The sequence below is a fragment of the Pseudolabrys sp. genome (assembly GCF_050250095.1).
Classification (GTDB): domain Bacteria; phylum Pseudomonadota; class Alphaproteobacteria; order Rhizobiales; family Xanthobacteraceae; genus Pseudolabrys.
The window spans coordinates 360249-377803 of record NZ_JBFWPH010000004.1; the positions used below are offsets into that span (position 1 = coordinate 360249).

Here is a 17555-nt window from a genome sequence, read left to right on the forward strand (position 1 = left end):
CTGTCCAAACCACTGGATAGGTGAATGAGTACAAAACCCACAACAGAAGAACTCGAAGGTCGGGCGACACAGCTTCGCTTTGATTTCGACATCAAGACCGAAGACGAGGTTGCCCTCGCGATCGGCGTAACCCCATCGACGCTCACAGTTTGGCGCAGCAAGGGCGAAGGCCCCGCGTACGTCAAGCTCGGTAAGGCAGTGTTCTACCGCCCGAGCGACGTGCAGGAGTGGATCTCCCGCTGCCGCGTGACGCCCGGCGCCAGCCAGCCTGACGAACCAGCAAACGATAACGCGCCCGACAGTGTAGCCACCGTTGGCGTCGACTACGCGAAAGACGCCGCATGAGCAGCGCGAACAACATGGCGCGCAATGTGTTCGCTGAGCATGTCGTCGACACGTTCATGTCACTCGACACCGTGAAGAACCTCACCGAGTCGATCCAAGAGCGCCGGCGGTTCGACGCAAAGATCGAGAAGGTCGCTAGGCGCATGTGCACCCAGTTCGGGCATGACCCGGACACGCCAGTGTATGCCGATGTCGAGCTGACATACCACGACGCCGAGCTCTATGAGCCGGAAGAGCGGGCTAAAAAGGAACCGCCGCACTACAGCACGGTTCAGCGGTGGACGCTCTACCGGGCGCACGCGGCTCGGGCCCTAGTTGCTTGGTACGCGATCAACGAGCTCGCGGTGACGGGGGAGCTCAGTGACTAACGTCATCCCGTTTTCTAAGACGACGGACACGACCCGCGATGCGAGCCGGCAGCCGTGCGTTGAGCTGATCGAGTACCTCGAGCACCTGCTCGATGCGGCGCATGACGGACGCCTCCAGGGCGTCGCGGCCGCGGAGCTCTATTATGACGAGAGCACAAATTTGGGGTGGGCGAAGAGCCCGCTCAGATCAGGCCACACCCTGTTCGCCGCGGTCGGCGACTTGCAGTGGGAGATGGCGCAGCAGCGATACGACGCGAGGAGACCAGAGGACGATGGCGACGCGGCGTAAGAAAAAACCTCTGACACACAAACAAGTCGCAAAACGCCACAGCCTCGCGCTCCACTCTGTTCACTTTGGGATGTTCGACTTCGAAATTATTTTTGCTGTCGGACCTGGCAAGGAGATCGGTGATTACGTCCGCTGGCATATGGACGATCCAACGTTTGACTGGGAGTATAGCGGGCAGCTGGGCATGCACTTCCACCGGCGTGGGAAGTGCCCGGTGGTGTGGCTTCCGAGGGCGCCAGAAACAGCCAAGGAATACGGAGCGCTCGCCCACGAACTTATACACGCCGTCCGGCACATGTTCCAGGACTGGGCCGGCATGCCGCACACGGCTGATACTGACGAGGCATACGCCTATGCAATTAGCCATGCCATGACGACACTTCTGACAAAAGTTGCGGCGTGAAGCAGAGCGCGGCCGTTATTATCGAATGCCTGGACGACTGGATCGATTGGGTCCAGTCGATCCGGATGTACGAGTTCGACAAGATCGAGTGGGAAGATATTAACCGGCGAGCGCAGCGCCGACTCGGCAAGAAATTTTCCAACGAGGACTTCGATCGCGAGTGGCGCGATTTCCTCAAAGACCGAAATCAGTACTACAAAAAGAAGACTATGAACTGATCAGGTCCAGCCGGCGGCGCTCGCCCGAACGCCGTTGTCGTTTGCTACCCTGCGGGTAAGCCTCCGGGCCATCATCTCAGTCATTCGACCATGAGCTGCCAAGCACGCGTACTGTAGCGCGTCCGCGATGTGCGAGTACTCGTTCTTGTCGGGGAGAGGTTTACGCTGCCCTGACTTCGTCTTTGCGTAACGGTAGCCACCGCCCATTGCTCGGATGAGTGTCGGGCACCGCAGTTTATCAAACAGGATCGCACCACCGCCATCGGACTGCTTCATCAGCCAGGCCTCGACGGCCCGGATGCGCGGGTCGATGTCGTTAGTCGGCGCCGGGTATGCCGCGAAGCCCATGCGCTTGAGCACGTCGAACGTCGTCTCTTCGTAGATCGAGCTTTTGGACACGCCGGATGGGTCACCGATCATGGCGAGCGGACGCCCCAGATAGCGCTCTTGGTTTAGCACCGGCTTGAGCTTCTGCTCGATGTGCTGCTCGAGGCCGATATCTTCTGCGGCGACTTCCTCGAGCACGAGAAGGCGGCCGCGGTGGTCGACCTGGCAGATCACACTGCATGGGTCGCGCCCGAAATCTTGACCGATCAGGAGAGGGTGTCCGAAGATTGGCTCGAGGCCTTCGACGACGTGGAACGACTGCCGGAAGCTGGTGCGGAACACAGCTGTTCCGGACGGGTCGTCACCGAATTCAGCCTTGACATAGCGCTTCACCCAGTCCGACTCTTCACCGTACATGTCGACGAAGCGCTTGTAGTAGAGCTTGCCGCGGGCGATCCGGTCAGGATGGTTGAGCGGCAGCGCTTTCGTGTCGGGTGTCTGGTTGAGGTAATTCAGGTTTTCGGCGTCCTCAGAGAGGCCGCTGGGCTGGAAAAACGCCGACCAGTTGGCCGGCAGGCCCTCTGTCATGAATTTGTGCCAGTCGCTGCCCTCGGCCGGCATGTTGGTGTCGGCGATGATACCCGACCAGTTCGCAGCCCCAGAGCGCCCGCTCGGATATCGGCCGATACGACCAGAAAGTGGCGCCACCAGGTTGATGTCCATCTCGATCGCTTCGCTCATCCACGCTCCGGTTAGCTGCATCGAGAGAAGCCGGCGCTGGTCTTCTGGGTTATCGAGCGGGATCAAGATCCATTCGGACCTGACGTCGCCGATCTCGATGTAAATCGTGCTGTCGCTGACTTTGTACTGGGCGACACCCTCGAGCCACTCGACGATATCCTTGAGCACTGTATCTTTGAGCTGTTTCAGCGTCTGCCGGACAATTGCGAAGCGCGTGTAGCGCAGTCCGTCATCGCCGGGCGTCTGCTCGCATGCCCGCCGCAGCAGCTCAAAAATACACGAGACGGTCTTGCCGGAGCCCACAGGGCCGGCGATCACACGTCCGAACGACTCGTTCTTCATGAACCGCGCGCACGTCAGCGACGCGTTGTACTGGATGTCAGTCATGGTGGGTTAATCGAGGAACTTGCGCCAGTAGATTGCGGAGGGGAACGACCACCGGACCTTCGGATCAAAGGTCTTCCAACCCATTCGGATGAAGCAGTTGGCCGATGGCGGGTTTTCGGTGGTGTCACTGATCATGCAGCGCCAACCGTGCACTCGCGCACGCCGCTCGAGCGCTTGCATAAAACGAGCTTGTAGGTTGCGGCCTCGGTGAGACTTCAGCACCCCGACGCGGGAGAAGTAGCCAGCGTTGGGGACCACCGTGCTTTTCTGCATGCCGGCAAAGCCGACGGGTGTGTCACCGCACGTCGCGAGCCACCATTCCCCGACGCTGAAATTGGGCATTGGGGCGGTGTCGCCGAATGTGAACTGGTGGAGCATCGCAAGGTCTTCAGCGACGATCTCGTCGTCGCCATCCACCCTCCGAATGCGATAGCGGGGGGTTACGCTGCGTCGCGCCATTTGAAGTCAAACTTTGGATAGGGGGGAGCGGGTAGGTTCACGCGGTGCCGGCCGATCTCACCTTGGTCTTTGTCGATCGTGATCGAGGTGATGGACTGGCCGGACGTGTAGCCAGCGCCCGTGTGGTGCGCGTCTCGGGCAGAGAGCGTCTGGAAGCTCTCGCACCGCACGCCGCCGACTTCCTTCACGGTTTCGTGGTGGATGTGGCCAAAGTAGAAATAGTGGAAGTCGGTCTCACCCCAGTCCTGTTTCCGAACCGACGCCATCACCATCGCCATGCGATCCGGCTTGAGCTTGTGCCCATGCGTCGCACCGATGAGTGTCTTCCCGAACCGATAAAAGAAGAAATCTGAGGGGTCGACGTCGACCTGAACGCGGGGGTTGTTGGCGAAGAATGCTGACAGCGCCACAGTGAGCGCGATCGAGGCGTGTGGGTCGTGGTTACCAGGGATGTTCCTTACGATGACCTTCTTGTGCTTTTTCAAAGCCAAGACGATGCAGTCGATCATCAGCTGAACGCCGGTGATCAGGATTTTAAAATACCGGCTGTCGACGTCCAGGATGTTGCCCGACCGGGGCGTCATGTTCTTGGCGTCGTCGGTGTGCTGCCAGTCACCGAGGTTGAGCACCACCGCGGTCTCGCTAGCCGGCGACTGCTCTACGAGCCGGGCGATACTCGATCGCAACCGGTCTGCGCCGATCTTTAGGTCGTAATCCTCACCCGACTCGGGCCCCCACGCGAGGAGACCGTTGTGCTGGTCGGCGATCGGGTAGACGCTTAACAGATCAGCGTCAGATTTTTTCGGAGCCGGAACGAGTGGCGACGTGCCGCTGTATTCCGCGAAGGTCTTCTTGAGGGCCTCGATCATGGCCTCGTCGCCGCGATCGAGTGAAGTTTTTGTCCATTTGCCGATCAGGTTGCCCTGGGCATCTGTATAAGCCGAGATTTCCCGGACGAAGTGGTCGTCGGGCACCTCGAATTTGCCGCCCAACTCTTGGACCTGCTGGATGAACTCTCGGACTTTTTGGCCGTTCTGATCACTGACTGTCGTGATCTTCTTGATGCGATAACCATCAAGAACCGGGTCAAATCCGAGCATGCCTCGCTCGGAAGCTTTTTTGATGTGGTCCTGCACGCGAGCCCGCGAGCAGCCAAGCGCGTTGGCGGTTTTGACCTGGTTTTTGTTATTCGCGATGTAGGCTTCGACGGTGGTTCTGATCTCGTCATCCGAAACCGGTGGGGTGGCCATCAATCCTCGCTGGTTCTTGTGGGTGTGGCTTCGATTACTTTCGGGGTAACAACCTTTTCGAACTTCAGGTTCGCGTCCTGGCCGAGGTTGATCGTGATCTTCACGCCTTCGCCGCCGCCCGCGACGGAAGCGTCGTTCAAACCGACACCAGCGATGCGCGAGATGAGTTTCGCGAGCTCAGTTTTTGCGGCGAGCGACTCTGCGCGGTCGTGCATGCGCGCGTACGCTTCGGGCAACCACTCTTCGATCATGGCGCCGGCTTTAAGTTTGGTGCGATCCAGTGTGTTGCCGGCGCTGTGCCAGGCTGCGGCTTCACTCGCCGCCAACTTGATAAACGCGGGGTCTGCCTGGATCTTGTTCCACTCGTTTTGAGTGATCTTGTTGTTTTTTAGTATTGTTTCGATATCGTATAGATTAGTTACGATTTCGCGAGCGAGCCTGATGTATTTCTGATCCTGGTCGGAAATAACGGCAGGTGCGGTTGCCGACATTTTACTTTCCCGATACCTTTCAATACTTTACAACTACTGGCATCTAATCTATCTGAAGGCCGATGACAACAGTAGAGTTCTGGGTGTCGGCCTAAGTGGCAAACACGCTCCCGGCCCAAGGTGTTCTTCGAGTCGTTCCGAACGCGGCGCTCACGGCGGCTGAGCAGGCGCGCGACAAGGCGTTGGCCGACGCGAACACGCCGTCAGAACCGGCGATGACGAACCTCGCTTCGCATATCCGGACCCAGTACGAGACCTTCCGAAATCACCGAAACAACTCGACCGCTGGCTGGAACGACCGGCTGATGTCGGCGCTCCGCGCGTTCAACGGTCAGTACGACGCGAGCAAGCTTGCGGAGATCCGGAAATTTGGCGGGTCGGAAGTTTACGCGCGCATCATCTCGATGAAGTGCCGCGGCGCCAGCTCGCTACTGCGCGACGTTTATCTTGCCCCCGACCGCCCGTGGGGTCTCGATCCGCCGGCCGACCCGGACATTCCGCCCGAGATCACATCCTCGATCCAGGAACTGGTGCAGATCGAGCTCCAGTCGATGGAAGCCGCTGGCACTCAGACCGATCCGAACATGATCCGAGATCGCGTCAACCAGCTCATGGACGGCGCCCGCGATGCGGCGAAGAAACGCGCGGAACGTCAGGCGAAGATTGCCGAAGACAAGATCGACGAGATCCTAACCGAGGGTAATTTTTACAAGGCGGTCGCCGAGTTCCTCGTCGACGTGCCGATGTTCCCGTTCGCCTGCATCAAGGGTCCCGTCGTTCGCATCGTGCCGACCGTTGTGTGGACGGGTGGTCAGGCTTCCATCCAGCAGAAACCGAAGCTCTTTTGGGTGCGCGTGTCCCCGTTCGACCTCTATTGGACACCAGGGGTGTCCGATGTCGAGGACGCGGAAGTCATTGAGCGGACTCGACTTACCCGGGCCGACCTGAACGATCTGCTCGACCTTCCCGGCTACAACCACGACGAAGTTCGGGCTGTGCTCGATGAGTACGGGCAGGGTGGTTTGAATGATAACTGGGACTCAATCGACTCCGAGCGAGCCGACCAGGAAAATCGCGAGAACCCGTTCCTCAACAAATCCGGCCTGATTTCTTGCCTCGAGTACCACGGCAACGTGCAGGGCAAAACCCTGCTCGAGCAGGGCATGGACGCTAAGCTGATCACCGATCCGCTGCGCGACTACATGGTGCAGGCGTGGCTAGTCGGCCGGCATGTGATCAAAGTTCAGCTGTCGCCAAGCCCGCGCAAGCGTCACCCGTACTTCATCACGTCGTTCGAGAAGGTGCCCGGCACCCCCGTCGGCAATGGCTTGCCGGACATTCTCAGCGACATCCAGGAGGTCTGTAACGCCTCCATCCGCGCCCTGGTCAACAACCTGTCGATCTCATCCGGCCCCCAGGTCGTGATCAATGACGACCGGCTGTCGAACGACGCTGCCTCGGACGATCTCTATCCGTGGAAGCGGTGGCACGTTCAGTCCGACCCCATGGCGAACAACACCCAGGACCCAATCAGCTTCTTCCAGCCGGTGTCGAACGCTCAAGATCTGCTTTCGATCTACGCCCGCTTCAACGACGTCGCCGACGAGGTTTCTGCGATCCCGAAGTACCTCTCGGGTAACTCGCCGGGCGGTGGCGCCGGCCGAACCGCCGCTGGACTTGCGATGCTGATGGGTAATGCCTCGAAAATTTTGCAGACGGTCGCCGCAAACATCGACCGCGACGTGTTCGAACCGTGTCTGACCGGCCTGTTCGACATGCTCATGCTCACCGATACATCCGGATTCCTGACCGGTCAGGAGTCCGTGAAGGTTATGGGTGTCAACGTTGCCGTGCAGCGCGAGACCCAGCGCTCTCGTCAGCTCGAATTCCTTCAGGCGACGGCTAATCCGATCGACGCCCAGATCATGGGCCCGAACGGCCGCGCCAAGGTTCTCCGCAGCGTTGCCCAGACGATCGGCATCGAAGGCGAAGAGATTGTCCCCGACGACAACGAGCTCGAGCAGATGAAGCAGAACATGGCCGCTCTAGGCGCACAAGCGCAGGGCGACCAAGCAGGACCAGGCGCCACGCAGGATATGGGCCCTCGAACCCGAATTGCTGGCGGCGTGGGGTGAGAGAAAACAGGAGAGTGAAATGAGTTCGAAGGTCAAGTCTTCGTCCGCCCCGGCGTTCGCCAAGGGCGGCTCGGGCCACATGTACGGAAAGCAGAGTGCTGGCAAGCAGGTTCCTGGTCAGACCGCTTCGGCGGGCGCCGGCGGCGGCAAATTTGCCCAGGGCGGCAGCACAAAAATGTTCGGCAAGCAGAGCGCTACGCCGGCGAAGCCCTGCTGAACCGATGAAGCGGCCGCGTAACCCGAAGTCGATCACGATCAGAGCTCCGAGGGCACGTCCTGCGGGCATCAGCCTCTTTTCGGGTTCGTCTTCGGGCCGCAAGCCGTCGACCAAGAAAATCTACACCAAAAACATTCTTCGCGAAGATCCAACGAACTTCATGAATTGGGGCTTCGGAAGGACGGGGATGACCGGTGAAAGCTGAAGAGCCGCTCGTGTTCGCGGCCGCAGAGCTGGCCCGATCCAACCCCAATGAATGGAACAAGTTCAAGTCCGCCATGCGAGCCTACGCCGATGAGCGCACGAAAGCGTTGGTGGCCAGCGTCTCGGCGGAACTTCAAGTCCTTCAGGGCCGTGCCCAGCAAAGTACTTCGCTGGCAGACCTGTTTGAGGATGCGGTGACTACCGCCGACCGCATTGTTGAACGGCGAAACAACCAAGCGAAGTAAGGAGAGAATGAGATGACGGCAACACGTTTTGTTACGGCCCAGACCAGCCAGACCGACGCGATCAATGCTGTTGCGGATCTGGCCAACCAGAATGGCCAGGCGTCGATCGTCGCCAAATCCGGCGCTACGACGACCCTGACCGCTGCCGAGATGGTCAACACTGTCATTCAGCAGTCTGGCACCAACGGCGCCCTTTCGGTCGCCACCGCCACCGCCGCGGCGCTGGTAGCGGCTCTGAAGAACGCCCAGGCGAACTCGGTGTTCGACATGGCCATCCTGAACACGAACGACAACACGGTCACGCTCACGGCCGGCGATGGCGTGACGCTGTCGGGCACCACCGCGGTCCCGACCAACAAGAGCCAGATCTATCGCGGCATCGTGACAAACGCCGCGTCCGGCTCGGAAGCCGTGACCCTCGTCGGCCTTCTGAAGGCCCCTGTGTAATCGATACCGGGCGGCGCCTAACCAACGCCGCCCGCTCTTTCTGCCCGTGCCGCATCCGCCGCACGCGCCACCCACGGAGAACTGATGAGTAAGAAGCTCGCCGACGTCGATCCGGGCGTCAAAATCCCGCCAGCGGTTGCCGCTGCCGGGTCCGCCGCTGAAGAGCTCCACAAAAAGGTCTACAGCAAAGAAGAACCGGCTGAACCACCGGTCGCCGCTCCCGCAGAACCGCCAGCGGGGCCTCCGGCAGATCCGGCGCTCACCGCCGAACCGCCCCCGGCAGATCCCGCCGGGCTTCCGACCGAGCCCAAGCCGTCCGAAGGTCAGGAAGATTGGAAGCATAAATACCAGTCGATGAAGGGGCGTTACGACCGCCTCGAGAAGCGGGTGAACGAAGTCCTCGAACACAACGCAAATCTGGAGCGCCTTCTCGCAACAACGAAGGTTCGCCAGCCAGACGAGCCGTCGCCGACCGTACAGGCGCCGAAGCTCATCACCCCCGAAGAAGAGCAGAGCTACGGCGACGAGTTTCTGAGTGTGGTCGGGAAGAAAGCCCAGGAAGTTTTCCTTCCCGAAGTCGAGCAGCTGAAAAAGCGGCTCGAACACCTCCAAACGAAAATGGGCGCCGTTGGCGAATATGTCGCCCAAACCGATCGAACCCGCATGTTGGATAAACTCAACGAGCGTGTTCCAAACTGGAAAGAACTGAATACAAACGAACAATTCCTCGAGTGGCTTTCGTTGAAGGACACCTTCAGCGGTGTTACTCGTCAGGACCTACTGAACCAGGCTTACGAGCAGAATGAAACTCCTCGTGTGCTTGCGTTTTTCGAAGGCTTCCTCGCTGAAGAGGCTGCGGTAGCCCCGCGACATAACGAGCCGGCTCAGGAGCAACCCGCTCCGACCAAGATCCCGCTCGAAACGTTCGCGGCGCCTGGCAGAGCCAAGACTGCGGCGGCACACGCCCCCGCTGAGAAGCCCCTCATCACGCGCTCTGAAATCACTCGGTTCTATACCGACGTCGCCGCGGGCAAATACCGTGGACGCGACGAGGAGAAGAAACGCTTTGAAAAGCAGATCTTCGAAGCCGAGCGAGAAGGGCGCATTCGGTAACTTCTCATTGAGGGTTCGCTAAGATGGCGTTTCCTGTCGCGTCGGGTGCAACTACACCCGCGATCTATCCCGCCGGCTCGTCCGGCAACAACCTGTCGGGCACCGGTTTCATTCCTGAAATCTGGTCCGGCAAACTCGTCGAAAAGTTCTACGCGTCGACTGTCCTCGGCGCGATCTCGAACACGGACTACGAAGGCGAGATCCGCAACCAGGGCGACAAGGTCAAGATCCGGACCAAGCCCACGATCACCATCAACGATTACAAGGCCGACGGCGTACTCGCGTTGCAGCGCCCGACCGGCAACGTGATCGAGCTGGCGATCGACCAGGGCAAGTACTTCTCGACCATCCTCGACGACGTGATGGATGTTCAGAGTGATCTGAACATGCTCAGCATGTGGTCGGACGATGCCGCCGAGCAGATGAAGATCAAGATCGATACGGCGGTCCTTCTGGGCATCCTCGGCCAGGCCAATTCGGCCAACCGCGGCGCTACTGCCGGCGCGATCACCGGCGCTCTTAACCTCGGCGTGACCAGCTCGGGCCCGCTTGCCCTTGTTGCGAATACCCCTGGCAACGGCGAAGTCGAGATCCTCGACGCTATCCTCCGCCTCGGCCAGGCGCTTGACGAGCAGAACATCCCGGAGACGGGACGCTGGATCGTCATGCCGACCTGGGCTGGCAATCTGGTGAAGCGTTCGGAGCTGCGTCAGGCTTATCTGTCTGGCGACGGCGTCTCGATCCTGCGCAACGGCCGCCTCGGCATGGTGGATCGGTTCACGCTCTATACGTCGAACCTGATGCCGTCTGGCACGGCGGCGGGCCTCTCGGCCGGCGAGTACGTGATCTATGCGGGTCATGCTCACGGTCTGACCTTCGCCTCGCAGATGACCAAGATGGAGACCCTGCGTTCGGAAATGACCTTCGGTCAGATCCTCCGCGGCCTCCAGGTCTACGGCTACAAGGTCGTCGACGGCACTGCGCTGGCTCAGGCCATTGTCACCAAGGCCTAACGGGAAATGGGTGTGGGGGCCACAAGCCCCCACGCTCTCCTTGAGAGGCCCTGATGGCAGTTCTCGCGACGGTTTCCGATTACGTCACAGAAGCACGAGTCCTTCTCCAGGACACTATCGCTCCGTACCGCTACAGCGACAGTGAACTGGTGTTGGCGCTCAGTATTGCTGTGCAGGAAGCCCGCCGCATCAGGCCCGATCTTTTCCTCAGCTACTTCGGGGCGCTGCCCTCGTTCACCGCCAACGACAGCACCGCTGTTCCGGTGGACGAACAGTATCGATCGGCTTTCGTGTTCTACATGGTCGGCCGAGCCCAGCTGCGCGATGACGAAGGCACGCAGGACTCCCGCGCCGCCGCGTTCATTGGAACGTTTAGATCCCAGCTTCTGACGGTGTCGCCGTGACCATCACGACTGAACCCGAAATCTCCCGACTCATGATGAACGCCCTCGTGTCCCTGCCAGGCGCCACCGAGGAAATTGTGAAATTTGAACTGTTCAACGTACTGAACGAGTTCTTTCAGGTCACAAAGGCTTGGAAAGAGGATGTTACCTTCGAAGTAACCTCCGAAAACACTGAATACGATGTCGTTCCCGGCGAGCCGGGCGCGGTCGACTCGCTCATCTCTGTGGTCGACGCGAACGAGATCCTGACTGCCGCAACTATGCCAGTTATCGGGGTTGTCAAGCTTTCGAGTGCTCCTAGCACGTCGCAGGAGTACACCGCGACATATTCTCTGACTGTCGTAGATCCGGCTCGCACCGACGGATATCCGCAGTTTCCGAGCGCTATTCTGAACAAATATCAGAACGACATTTTGCATGGCGTGCTTGCCAACATGATGGCGCAGCCGGCGAAACCGTACTCGTCCGAGCGTCTCGCGATCTACCACATGCGAAAATTCCGCAGCGGTATGGCGAGAGCCCGGACCGAGACGCTCCACCAAAATCTCTACAACGGGCAGACGTGGCGGTTCCCGCAATACGCCCGTGGCAGCCAGCGGTAAGGGGACTCCTTATGAGTGTAATCTACTCCAGCACAGTCAAAGACGATCGCCTCCAGAAGGTTATCGATAACGCCGATGCCGGCTCGAGCTACGCTCAGCTTGTGATCGGCACTTCTTCGCTTTCGGGCGCTACAGGGGTGCTCGCGATCGTCACCCTTCCGAAGCCGATGGGCACTAAGCTGTCGGGGGTGCTCACTTTTGCTGGCACTCCGTTGACCACGACAGCTACTGCTTCTGGCACCGCCGCGCTGGCCGAGATCCGCGACAGCGACGACGTAGTCATCTGCTCTGGTCTGACAGTCGGCACGTCGGGCACAAACGTGGTCATCAACGCCACTGCCATTTCGGTCGGCCAGACGATCACGTTCAACTCCGGCTCGATCACACACGGCTAAGAGTTTAGCCGATGGCCGGCGCGTTTAATCCAGGAGCATTCGAACAAACCGCGTTCGAAACTGAACTGGTGCTGGATCTCAGCCTGGCTGAGGTCCAGGACAGCGCGTCTGCGTCGCTTTCGGCGGTTACCGAGTTTTTGGTTTCGGCGTCTGAAGGCGCCGACTCGATTTCTGTAGATATCAGTTCGATCACTACTTTCGGCGTTGGCGCGGTCGAGGCCCAGGATACAACCAACATCGACATCGAAGCGCAGATCGAATTGTCGCTCGATGCCACCGAAGCACAAGATGTCCTTACGTCTGTCGTCGCGGTCGTCGCCTCGGTTAGCATTAGCACCGCAGAGCCGCAGGATACTACGGATATCAGTGTTGATGCTGTAACTGAATTCAGCATTGATGCTACAGAGCAGCCCGACGTTCTGGCCGCACAAGCTGAAGCCGAGGTTATTTTTGACCTCGACGTGACCGAGCGCGCCGACGGCGTTGGTCCTCTTGACCCAAGTGAAGACCAGGATGTTCTGGCAGCAGCGTTCACGTCTGTTACCGGCGCTGTATTGTTCGCAAGCGAAATGCCGGATGCCTTTAGTGGGTCGCTACTTCGGGCATGGAACGCCGATCTTGCCGCTAGCGAAACCCCCGACATGTTTGCCGGGTCGCTGTTTGTCGGCGTCGCATCGACCGCGAATACCGAAACCGCGTTTGTCAGCTCCGAACTGCGTCGGGGCTACGTTCTGGGCGAGATCCGGTCCGCGCACGTTCCTGCCCGTCCGATGCGTCGAGCAGCAGCCTAAAGAGAGCGAAGATGTCACTCGCGAAATACAAAAAAGCCCCAGCGGATGTGAAGCGGTACGCAATCGACTATTCCGACTGGCTCGACAGTGGAGAGACGATCGACTCGGTTTCGTTTGCTGTGTCGCCAAGCGGCGCGCTGTCAGTACCAAGTAACGAAATCAGCGACGACGAACTGAGTGTTACTTATTTCGTCTCCGGCGGAAACGACGGCGTAACTTACCGGGTGGTAGTCACAATCGTTACGTCCGGCGGCCAAATTAAAGAAGACCTGATCTTGTTTGTCGTCAGGGAATTGTAACGGGGTAATCGATGACGATCTCTGCGAAACATAATTTTCAGTCCGCCAAGTCGGACGGCACTGACAACACGCTGGTCCAGCCATCGAACTGGAACGAAGAGCATGTCATTACGATGGCGACAGACAGGGTTCTTGGTCGGACCACAGCTGGCGATGGCGCTGTTGAGGAGCTAGACGCAGCAGCTCTACGTACATTATTGGCGATCGCGACCCAAGCCAACACGTTCACCGCCAAACAGACGTTTTCCGACTTCCTGAAGCTTCAGCGAGCACTGGAGAAGGTCAATATCGTTGCTGACAACCCGGCATCGGGTGACAATAACATCGATATCCTGACGGCCTCGATCCACTATTTCACAACGAACACTGACACTGACTGGGGTCTGAATATTCGGGGTGATGGATCGAACTCGCTTGATAGCCTTATGGCTACCGGCGAGACAGTATCATTAGCCGTCATGGTCACTAACGGATCTACGGCTTACAAGCAGAATAGCTTTAAGATTGACGGCAGCGCCGTTACGCCGGAATGGCTTGGTTCGCCTGCGCCCGATGCTGGAACACCGAGCAAGCGTGACACTTACCAATTCACAATCATCAAAACGGGTTCTGCTACGTTCATTGTGCAGGCGTCGTTCGCGTCGGGTAACTAACATGCCTCTCGTTAGCACATTCGGCTCCGCAAGCGCCCGCGCTCTCCGGTCTGTCTTATCGTGGCTGCGCATCTCCCGCTCGCTGCGCTTTGACGGCACTGCGTACCTGAACTGGACGCCATCCGCCGGCAATCGCAAGACCTACACGATTTCAATGTGGGTGAAGCGGGCTGGGTTTGGGACCTCCCAGGTGCTGTTTTATGCAGGCACAAATTCTGACAATAAAACACGTCTAATTTTTTCTAGTGCAGGAACGCTGCAATTTTACGACATTACGGGAGGTTCGACCGAGCGCGCGAAGGTGTATTCAAATGCGGTATACCTCGATCCGCGTGCCCACATGCACGTACTCGCCGCGGTTGACACGACTCAGGCGACACCCTCGGACCGTATTAAACTATATGCTCGCGGCGTCCAGATCACGTCTCTCGGCACCGCCTCGTACCCATCGCAGAACTCCGATCTTTACATCGGTGGTGCGAATGACCACCGCATCGGCGCGGGGCCGACTGGCGATACGCTTTTCTACGACGGCTTGATCTCCGAAGTAAACTACATCGACGGGCTTGCGCTTGATCCGTCTTATTTTGGTCGGACCGACCCCGCCACCGGCGAGTGGGTCGCGAAAAAATATCGCGGTAGCTACGGCGCAAACGGGCGGTACTTCGATTTCTCGGATAACTCTAATACAACGTCCTCGACGCTCGGCAAGGACCGAAGCGGAAATGGCGGAGACGCAACCCCAAATAATTTTACTGTCTCCGACAGCTCCCTCGACGTGCCGAGCCGATATGGAGATGATCCGGCCGCGCGCGGCAACTACTGCACGCTTAATCCTCTTGATATGGGTGCGAACCTCACGCTGTCTGAGGCTAATTTGAAAGTTGTAGGCACATCGAACGCGGCGTATTCGGTAGTTCTCGGGACAATCGGCGTATCATCTGGAAAGTGGTACTGGGAGGTCACCGTCGGGTCGTCGGCCGCAGCCAACGCCGTTGGAATTGCGAAGGCCCTAATTAACAAAGCGACGTACCTAGGCAACGATCCCTACGGCTACGGGTACTTCGCCACCGGCGACTATTATGCTGCATCGTCTGGCTCACTGACGGCGTCCTACGCATCCTTCACGACAAACGACGTCGTGGGGGTTGCGCTTGACCTTGATAGCGGGACTCTTCAATTTTACTTAAACGGATCTGCGCAGGGCAGTCCGACAACTAGTTTGTCGGGAGTGTTCTTTCCGGCGGGCTGCGACGGCTCGTCGGGGTCTGTGCCAAACCTGACGTTCAATTTCGGCCAGCGCGCGTTTACACACACACCGCCGACTGGGTTCAAGGCGCTCTGCACCCGCAACTTGACCGACACGACTGTCGCGGCACCAGCGACATTCAACGGAAACGCGAGTGCGTCCGGCCCGTCGGTGTGGGCAAACGGTGAAATTACAGCAATCACAATCAATGGGAACGTTGCTGTCGAAGGTACGCACTTCCGGAGAACGGCGGGCGGGCTACAGATCATCACGTCGTCCTCATCGTACAACGCTTCCGGTAGCAATACGATCACGGCCTATACTCCTGGCACTCCGTTCAAGTACGCGAGAGCCGCGTGATGAATACGGTATTCTGTCCTGCAAATAAAACCCCGCCGCGCTCGTGGAAACAGAAGCTCAACCCGATCTGGTGGATGCAGAACGACGAGGGCATGGCCGACTGGTATCGACCAGACGACCCGGCGTGGAAGCGACGGCTGCTCTGGTGGCTGCGCAACCCGGCGATGAACTTCAAGCGATACGTGATCGGGTTCGAGGATCGCGACCACTACGTCACCGGCCGCGCCTCGACAACGATCACGCAGTCGCCTCTGATCGTGATGCGGCGAGACTGGGGCGAGACTGGGTGGCACTGGTGCGTCTCCCGCGTCGGCTGGTTCTGGCTCCCGTTTGCCTCCTACTCCGGCATCGCGGTTGAGTGGCACTGCGGCTGGCAGTGCTGGGGGCGGCTCGGGGCCAAGTTCGTGATCCTGCGGTCGCCGTTTCAGGGCTGGTAACACTATGAGTGCATGGCCAAAAGATAACCAGAATGATCTGATCGCATTTTACGGCGATCCCGGGAGGGGGGAGGTCGAGCGGCAGCTTGTAAAAGTCGTCCCGCCGTTTCAGATGTACTATGACGGTCGCCCGCTCAAATATATTCGGTTCCACCGAAAAGCAGCACCCGCGCTCACGGCGGCACTCAACGATATCTGGCAGCATTACGGACGCGACCAGGCGACTATCAATCGCCTGGGCGTTTCGAATTGCGCCGGGACATACAATCCCCGCCGTATTCGAGGCAGTAAGACACGCTGGTCGAACCATGCGTTCGGTGCCGCGATCGACCTGGCCGCCGGTCAGAACGGCTTCAATGCGGCAGACGCAGACCATGACGGGTATCCGGGGACTATCCCGCAGCCCGTCGTGCAGGCGTTCAAACGCCAGGGTGCACGGTGGGGTGGCGACTACCGCGGTCGCAAGGACCCCATGCACTTCGAGTTCTGCGATGCCGGGCATCAATCTGTGGCGTTCGCGGGGCTTCCCGAAGCCGACAATGATAACGATCCGAATGCGGCGAACGACAATGCACCGCCGCCGCACGATGTGTCGCCCGACTTCGAGCCGAAGCAGCCTTGGTACAAGAAGGTCTGGACGTGGGCGACAGCCGCCGTCACCGGCGGGACATTCACCGGCATCTTCTACGATTGGCGGGCGGTGCTGGGTGTCGCCGTGCTCGCGTTCATCGTCTTCTTGTTCGTGTGGTTCGGCTATTTGCGACAAAAACTGCGCAAAGAATTGGAGCGCGAGTGATGTGGACGCTCGGGGCCTTCTGGAACTTCATCTGGGGCTGGTCGTCGATCGCCAACTTGATCGGACTTGCCGCAGTGGCGATAGCTGTACTGCTACCCCCGTGGGTAGCACGCTTCGTCCCGAACCTCAGAACTGTCGCGGTTTGCGTCGCTATTGGCGCGTTCTCTTTCTCGGTTGTTGCAGGGAAGTACTACAATGACGGCCTCAAATACAAACAAGCTGAGTGGGACCGCGCCGAAAAGGCTCAGGCCAAGAAAGTGGATGGCGCTGTTTCTGGTTCTCGCAGCGACGTCTCTCACGGCGTGCGCGACCCGTACGACCGAGACGAGTACTGAACCGACATGCAAAGCCCTTGGGGCGAATGCTGACGGCACCACCGGTCCGATGAAACATAATACGCGGAACCCCAAGTCTCGCCGTTTCGCCGGCCCGGATCTGGCTCGTGATATCTCCACTCGTAACGGCGTGGGGCGCCGGCTGGGATGCTGGCCATGACCGAAGTTACGCAGGGGAAAAGTGGCTCCCCGGACACGTTCGTGCGCCTAGTTCTTGGCTGTGTCGCAGCGCTTCTCGTTGCTGGCGTGATCGGCCTCTTTGGGATGTCGAACACGCTGGTTCGTATGGATGAGCGCATGACCGCCGTTGTTGGCGAGTACGTGGCCCAAAAGAAAACTCTCGACGAGCACACAAAGGCGCTCAGCGATCATGAGCGTCGTATCACGACGATTGAAGTGAGGAAGTGATGTCGCGCGATCTGTTCAAGTTTCCGAACGGGCCGCGGCCGCTAGATAACATGCCAGCGGCCATGAAGAAGGCGGATCACCATCCGCGGATCGGTGTGACCCAGGGTGGGTCTAGCAAGAGGTATGCCGGCGCCAAGCCGGCTGCGACAAAGGCCCTTCTCAGGCCGTGGACTG

At 59.1% G+C, this 17555-nt stretch carries 26 protein-coding genes; 22 read left to right on the forward strand and 4 right to left on the reverse strand.

Annotated features, from left to right (window positions below; translation table 11 throughout):
- The first annotated feature begins 24 nt into the window (after positions 1-24).
- From AB7F10_RS14840 to AB7F10_RS14860, 5 genes are read left to right on the forward strand one after another with little or no spacing between them, the layout of a single operon-like run.
- Positions 25-345, forward strand: a complete 321-nt coding sequence (locus AB7F10_RS14840; protein WP_428561716.1) for a helix-turn-helix transcriptional regulator — start codon at positions 25-27, stop codon at positions 343-345.
- On the forward strand, positions 342-713 hold the full coding sequence (locus AB7F10_RS14845; RefSeq protein WP_428561714.1) for a hypothetical protein: 372 nt from the start codon (positions 342-344) through the stop codon (positions 711-713). The genes AB7F10_RS14840 and AB7F10_RS14845 overlap by 4 nt, the downstream gene beginning before the upstream one ends.
- The gene (locus tag AB7F10_RS14850) at positions 706-1002 is read left to right on the forward strand and encodes a hypothetical protein (RefSeq protein WP_428561712.1); all 297 of its coding nucleotides are present in this window, start codon (positions 706-708) and stop codon (positions 1000-1002) included. The genes AB7F10_RS14845 and AB7F10_RS14850 overlap by 8 nt, the downstream gene beginning before the upstream one ends.
- Complete coding sequence (locus AB7F10_RS14855; protein WP_428587178.1) at positions 986-1405, forward strand: hypothetical protein; 420 nt, start codon at positions 986-988, stop codon at positions 1403-1405. The genes AB7F10_RS14850 and AB7F10_RS14855 overlap by 17 nt, the downstream gene beginning before the upstream one ends.
- Entirely contained in the window at positions 1402-1623 is a 222-nt protein-coding gene (locus tag AB7F10_RS14860) for a hypothetical protein (RefSeq protein WP_428561708.1), read from the forward strand. Before AB7F10_RS14855 ends, AB7F10_RS14860 begins: the two co-directional genes overlap by 4 nt.
- Here AB7F10_RS14860 and AB7F10_RS14865 read toward each other — a convergent pair whose 3' ends face one another.
- Genes AB7F10_RS14865 through AB7F10_RS14880 form a run of 4 tightly spaced genes read right to left on the reverse strand, consistent with a single transcriptional unit; the run spans position 1624 to position 5278 of the window.
- Positions 1624-3078 carry a terminase gene (locus AB7F10_RS14865; RefSeq protein ID WP_428561706.1) on the reverse strand — a complete coding sequence of 485 codons (1455 nt, stop codon included), beginning with the start codon at positions 3076-3078 and terminating at the stop codon, positions 1624-1626.
- A gap of 6 nt (positions 3079-3084) precedes the next feature.
- Positions 3085-3495, reverse strand: coding sequence for a GNAT family N-acetyltransferase (locus AB7F10_RS14870; RefSeq protein WP_428561704.1), 411 nt, complete (start codon positions 3493-3495; stop codon positions 3085-3087).
- A 23-nt stretch (positions 3496-3518) separates the two neighbouring features.
- Positions 3519-4787, reverse strand: coding sequence for a hypothetical protein (locus tag AB7F10_RS14875; protein ID WP_428561702.1), 1269 nt, complete (start codon positions 4785-4787; stop codon positions 3519-3521).
- The gene (locus tag AB7F10_RS14880) at positions 4787-5278 is read right to left on the reverse strand and encodes a hypothetical protein (protein ID WP_428561700.1); all 492 of its coding nucleotides are present in this window, start codon (positions 5276-5278) and stop codon (positions 4787-4789) included. The genes AB7F10_RS14875 and AB7F10_RS14880 overlap by 1 nt, the downstream gene beginning before the upstream one ends.
- A gap of 95 nt (positions 5279-5373) precedes the next feature.
- Here AB7F10_RS14880 and AB7F10_RS14885 point away from each other — a divergent pair, with 95 nt between their 5' ends.
- The 17 genes from AB7F10_RS14885 (at position 5374) to AB7F10_RS14965 (ending at position 17381) form a co-directional block, all read left to right on the forward strand.
- Entirely contained in the window at positions 5374-7413 is a 2040-nt protein-coding gene (locus tag AB7F10_RS14885) for a portal protein (protein WP_428561698.1), read from the forward strand.
- Positions 7414-7432: 19 nt separating this feature from the next.
- A complete protein-coding gene (locus tag AB7F10_RS14890; RefSeq protein ID WP_428561696.1) occupies positions 7433-7630 on the forward strand; it encodes a hypothetical protein in 198 nt (65 codons plus the stop codon).
- Between the two features lie 194 nt (positions 7631-7824).
- Positions 7825-8079, forward strand: a complete 255-nt coding sequence (locus tag AB7F10_RS14895; protein WP_428561694.1) for a hypothetical protein — start codon at positions 7825-7827, stop codon at positions 8077-8079.
- 12 nt (positions 8080-8091) lie between these two features.
- Entirely contained in the window at positions 8092-8526 is a 435-nt protein-coding gene (locus AB7F10_RS14900) for a hypothetical protein (RefSeq protein ID WP_428561692.1), read from the forward strand.
- A gap of 84 nt (positions 8527-8610) precedes the next feature.
- The gene (locus tag AB7F10_RS14905; RefSeq protein WP_428561689.1) at positions 8611-9639 is read left to right on the forward strand and encodes a hypothetical protein; all 1029 of its coding nucleotides are present in this window, start codon (positions 8611-8613) and stop codon (positions 9637-9639) included.
- Between the two features lie 23 nt (positions 9640-9662).
- On the forward strand, positions 9663-10652 hold the full coding sequence (locus AB7F10_RS14910; RefSeq protein ID WP_428561686.1) for a hypothetical protein: 990 nt from the start codon (positions 9663-9665) through the stop codon (positions 10650-10652).
- A 53-nt stretch (positions 10653-10705) separates the two neighbouring features.
- Positions 10706-11056 carry a hypothetical protein gene (locus AB7F10_RS14915; protein ID WP_428561683.1) on the forward strand — a complete coding sequence of 117 codons (351 nt, stop codon included), beginning with the start codon at positions 10706-10708 and terminating at the stop codon, positions 11054-11056.
- Positions 11053-11658, forward strand: a complete 606-nt coding sequence (locus AB7F10_RS14920) for a hypothetical protein (protein ID WP_428561681.1) — start codon at positions 11053-11055, stop codon at positions 11656-11658. The genes AB7F10_RS14915 and AB7F10_RS14920 overlap by 4 nt, the downstream gene beginning before the upstream one ends.
- 11 nt (positions 11659-11669) lie before the next feature.
- Entirely contained in the window at positions 11670-12053 is a 384-nt protein-coding gene (locus AB7F10_RS14925) for a hypothetical protein (RefSeq protein WP_428561678.1), read from the forward strand.
- Between the two features lie 11 nt (positions 12054-12064).
- Complete coding sequence (locus AB7F10_RS14930) at positions 12065-12844, forward strand: hypothetical protein (protein WP_428561675.1); 780 nt, start codon at positions 12065-12067, stop codon at positions 12842-12844.
- A gap of 11 nt (positions 12845-12855) precedes the next feature.
- Complete coding sequence (locus AB7F10_RS14935; protein ID WP_428561672.1) at positions 12856-13143, forward strand: hypothetical protein; 288 nt, start codon at positions 12856-12858, stop codon at positions 13141-13143.
- An 11-nt stretch (positions 13144-13154) separates the two neighbouring features.
- Positions 13155-13796 carry a hypothetical protein gene (locus AB7F10_RS14940; RefSeq protein ID WP_428561669.1) on the forward strand — a complete coding sequence of 214 codons (642 nt, stop codon included), beginning with the start codon at positions 13155-13157 and terminating at the stop codon, positions 13794-13796.
- Position 13797: 1 nt separating this feature from the next.
- Positions 13798-15405 (forward strand): SPRY domain-containing protein, encoded by a 1608-nt coding sequence (locus AB7F10_RS14945; RefSeq protein ID WP_428561666.1) that lies wholly within the window; start codon positions 13798-13800, stop codon positions 15403-15405.
- A complete protein-coding gene (locus AB7F10_RS14950; RefSeq protein ID WP_428561663.1) occupies positions 15405-15842 on the forward strand; it encodes a hypothetical protein in 438 nt (145 codons plus the stop codon). The genes AB7F10_RS14945 and AB7F10_RS14950 overlap by 1 nt, the downstream gene beginning before the upstream one ends.
- Positions 15843-15846: 4 nt before the next feature.
- Complete coding sequence (locus tag AB7F10_RS14955) at positions 15847-16638, forward strand: M15 family metallopeptidase (RefSeq protein ID WP_428561660.1); 792 nt, start codon at positions 15847-15849, stop codon at positions 16636-16638.
- On the forward strand, positions 16638-16973 hold the full coding sequence (locus tag AB7F10_RS14960) for a hypothetical protein (protein ID WP_428561658.1): 336 nt from the start codon (positions 16638-16640) through the stop codon (positions 16971-16973). The genes AB7F10_RS14955 and AB7F10_RS14960 overlap by 1 nt, the downstream gene beginning before the upstream one ends.
- 156 nt (positions 16974-17129) lie before the next feature.
- Positions 17130-17381, forward strand: coding sequence for a hypothetical protein (locus tag AB7F10_RS14965; RefSeq protein ID WP_428561655.1), 252 nt, complete (start codon positions 17130-17132; stop codon positions 17379-17381).
- Positions 17382-17555 lie beyond the last annotated feature (174 nt).

Coding starts and splice junctions, on each gene's coding strand:
- AB7F10_RS14965 (WP_428561655.1), top strand. CDS start 17,130: ATGACCGAAGTTACGCAGGGGAAAAGTGGCTCCCCGGACACGTTCGTG.
- AB7F10_RS14875 (WP_428561702.1), bottom strand. CDS start 4,787: ATGGCCACCCCACCGGTTTCGGATGACGAGATCAGAACCACCGTCGAA.
- AB7F10_RS14940 (WP_428561669.1), top strand. CDS start 13,155: ATGACGATCTCTGCGAAACATAATTTTCAGTCCGCCAAGTCGGACGGC.
- AB7F10_RS14930 (WP_428561675.1), top strand. CDS start 12,065: ATGGCCGGCGCGTTTAATCCAGGAGCATTCGAACAAACCGCGTTCGAA.
- AB7F10_RS14890 (WP_428561696.1), top strand. CDS start 7,433: ATGAGTTCGAAGGTCAAGTCTTCGTCCGCCCCGGCGTTCGCCAAGGGC.
- AB7F10_RS14845 (WP_428561714.1), top strand. CDS start 342: ATGAGCAGCGCGAACAACATGGCGCGCAATGTGTTCGCTGAGCATGTC.
- AB7F10_RS14925 (WP_428561678.1), top strand. CDS start 11,670: ATGAGTGTAATCTACTCCAGCACAGTCAAAGACGATCGCCTCCAGAAG.
- AB7F10_RS14945 (WP_428561666.1), top strand. CDS start 13,798: ATGCCTCTCGTTAGCACATTCGGCTCCGCAAGCGCCCGCGCTCTCCGG.
- AB7F10_RS14865 (WP_428561706.1), bottom strand. CDS start 3,078: ATGACTGACATCCAGTACAACGCGTCGCTGACGTGCGCGCGGTTCATG.
- AB7F10_RS14910 (WP_428561686.1), top strand. CDS start 9,663: ATGGCGTTTCCTGTCGCGTCGGGTGCAACTACACCCGCGATCTATCCC.
- AB7F10_RS14960 (WP_428561658.1), top strand. CDS start 16,638: ATGTGGACGCTCGGGGCCTTCTGGAACTTCATCTGGGGCTGGTCGTCG.
- AB7F10_RS14950 (WP_428561663.1), top strand. CDS start 15,405: ATGAATACGGTATTCTGTCCTGCAAATAAAACCCCGCCGCGCTCGTGG.
- AB7F10_RS14915 (WP_428561683.1), top strand. CDS start 10,706: ATGGCAGTTCTCGCGACGGTTTCCGATTACGTCACAGAAGCACGAGTC.
- AB7F10_RS14955 (WP_428561660.1), top strand. CDS start 15,847: ATGAGTGCATGGCCAAAAGATAACCAGAATGATCTGATCGCATTTTAC.
- AB7F10_RS14880 (WP_428561700.1), bottom strand. CDS start 5,278: ATGTCGGCAACCGCACCTGCCGTTATTTCCGACCAGGATCAGAAATAC.
- AB7F10_RS14855 (WP_428587178.1), top strand. CDS start 986: ATGGCGACGCGGCGTAAGAAAAAACCTCTGACACACAAACAAGTCGCA.
- AB7F10_RS14905 (WP_428561689.1), top strand. CDS start 8,611: ATGAGTAAGAAGCTCGCCGACGTCGATCCGGGCGTCAAAATCCCGCCA.
- AB7F10_RS14935 (WP_428561672.1), top strand. CDS start 12,856: ATGTCACTCGCGAAATACAAAAAAGCCCCAGCGGATGTGAAGCGGTAC.
- AB7F10_RS14900 (WP_428561692.1), top strand. CDS start 8,092: ATGACGGCAACACGTTTTGTTACGGCCCAGACCAGCCAGACCGACGCG.
- AB7F10_RS14840 (WP_428561716.1), top strand. CDS start 25: ATGAGTACAAAACCCACAACAGAAGAACTCGAAGGTCGGGCGACACAG.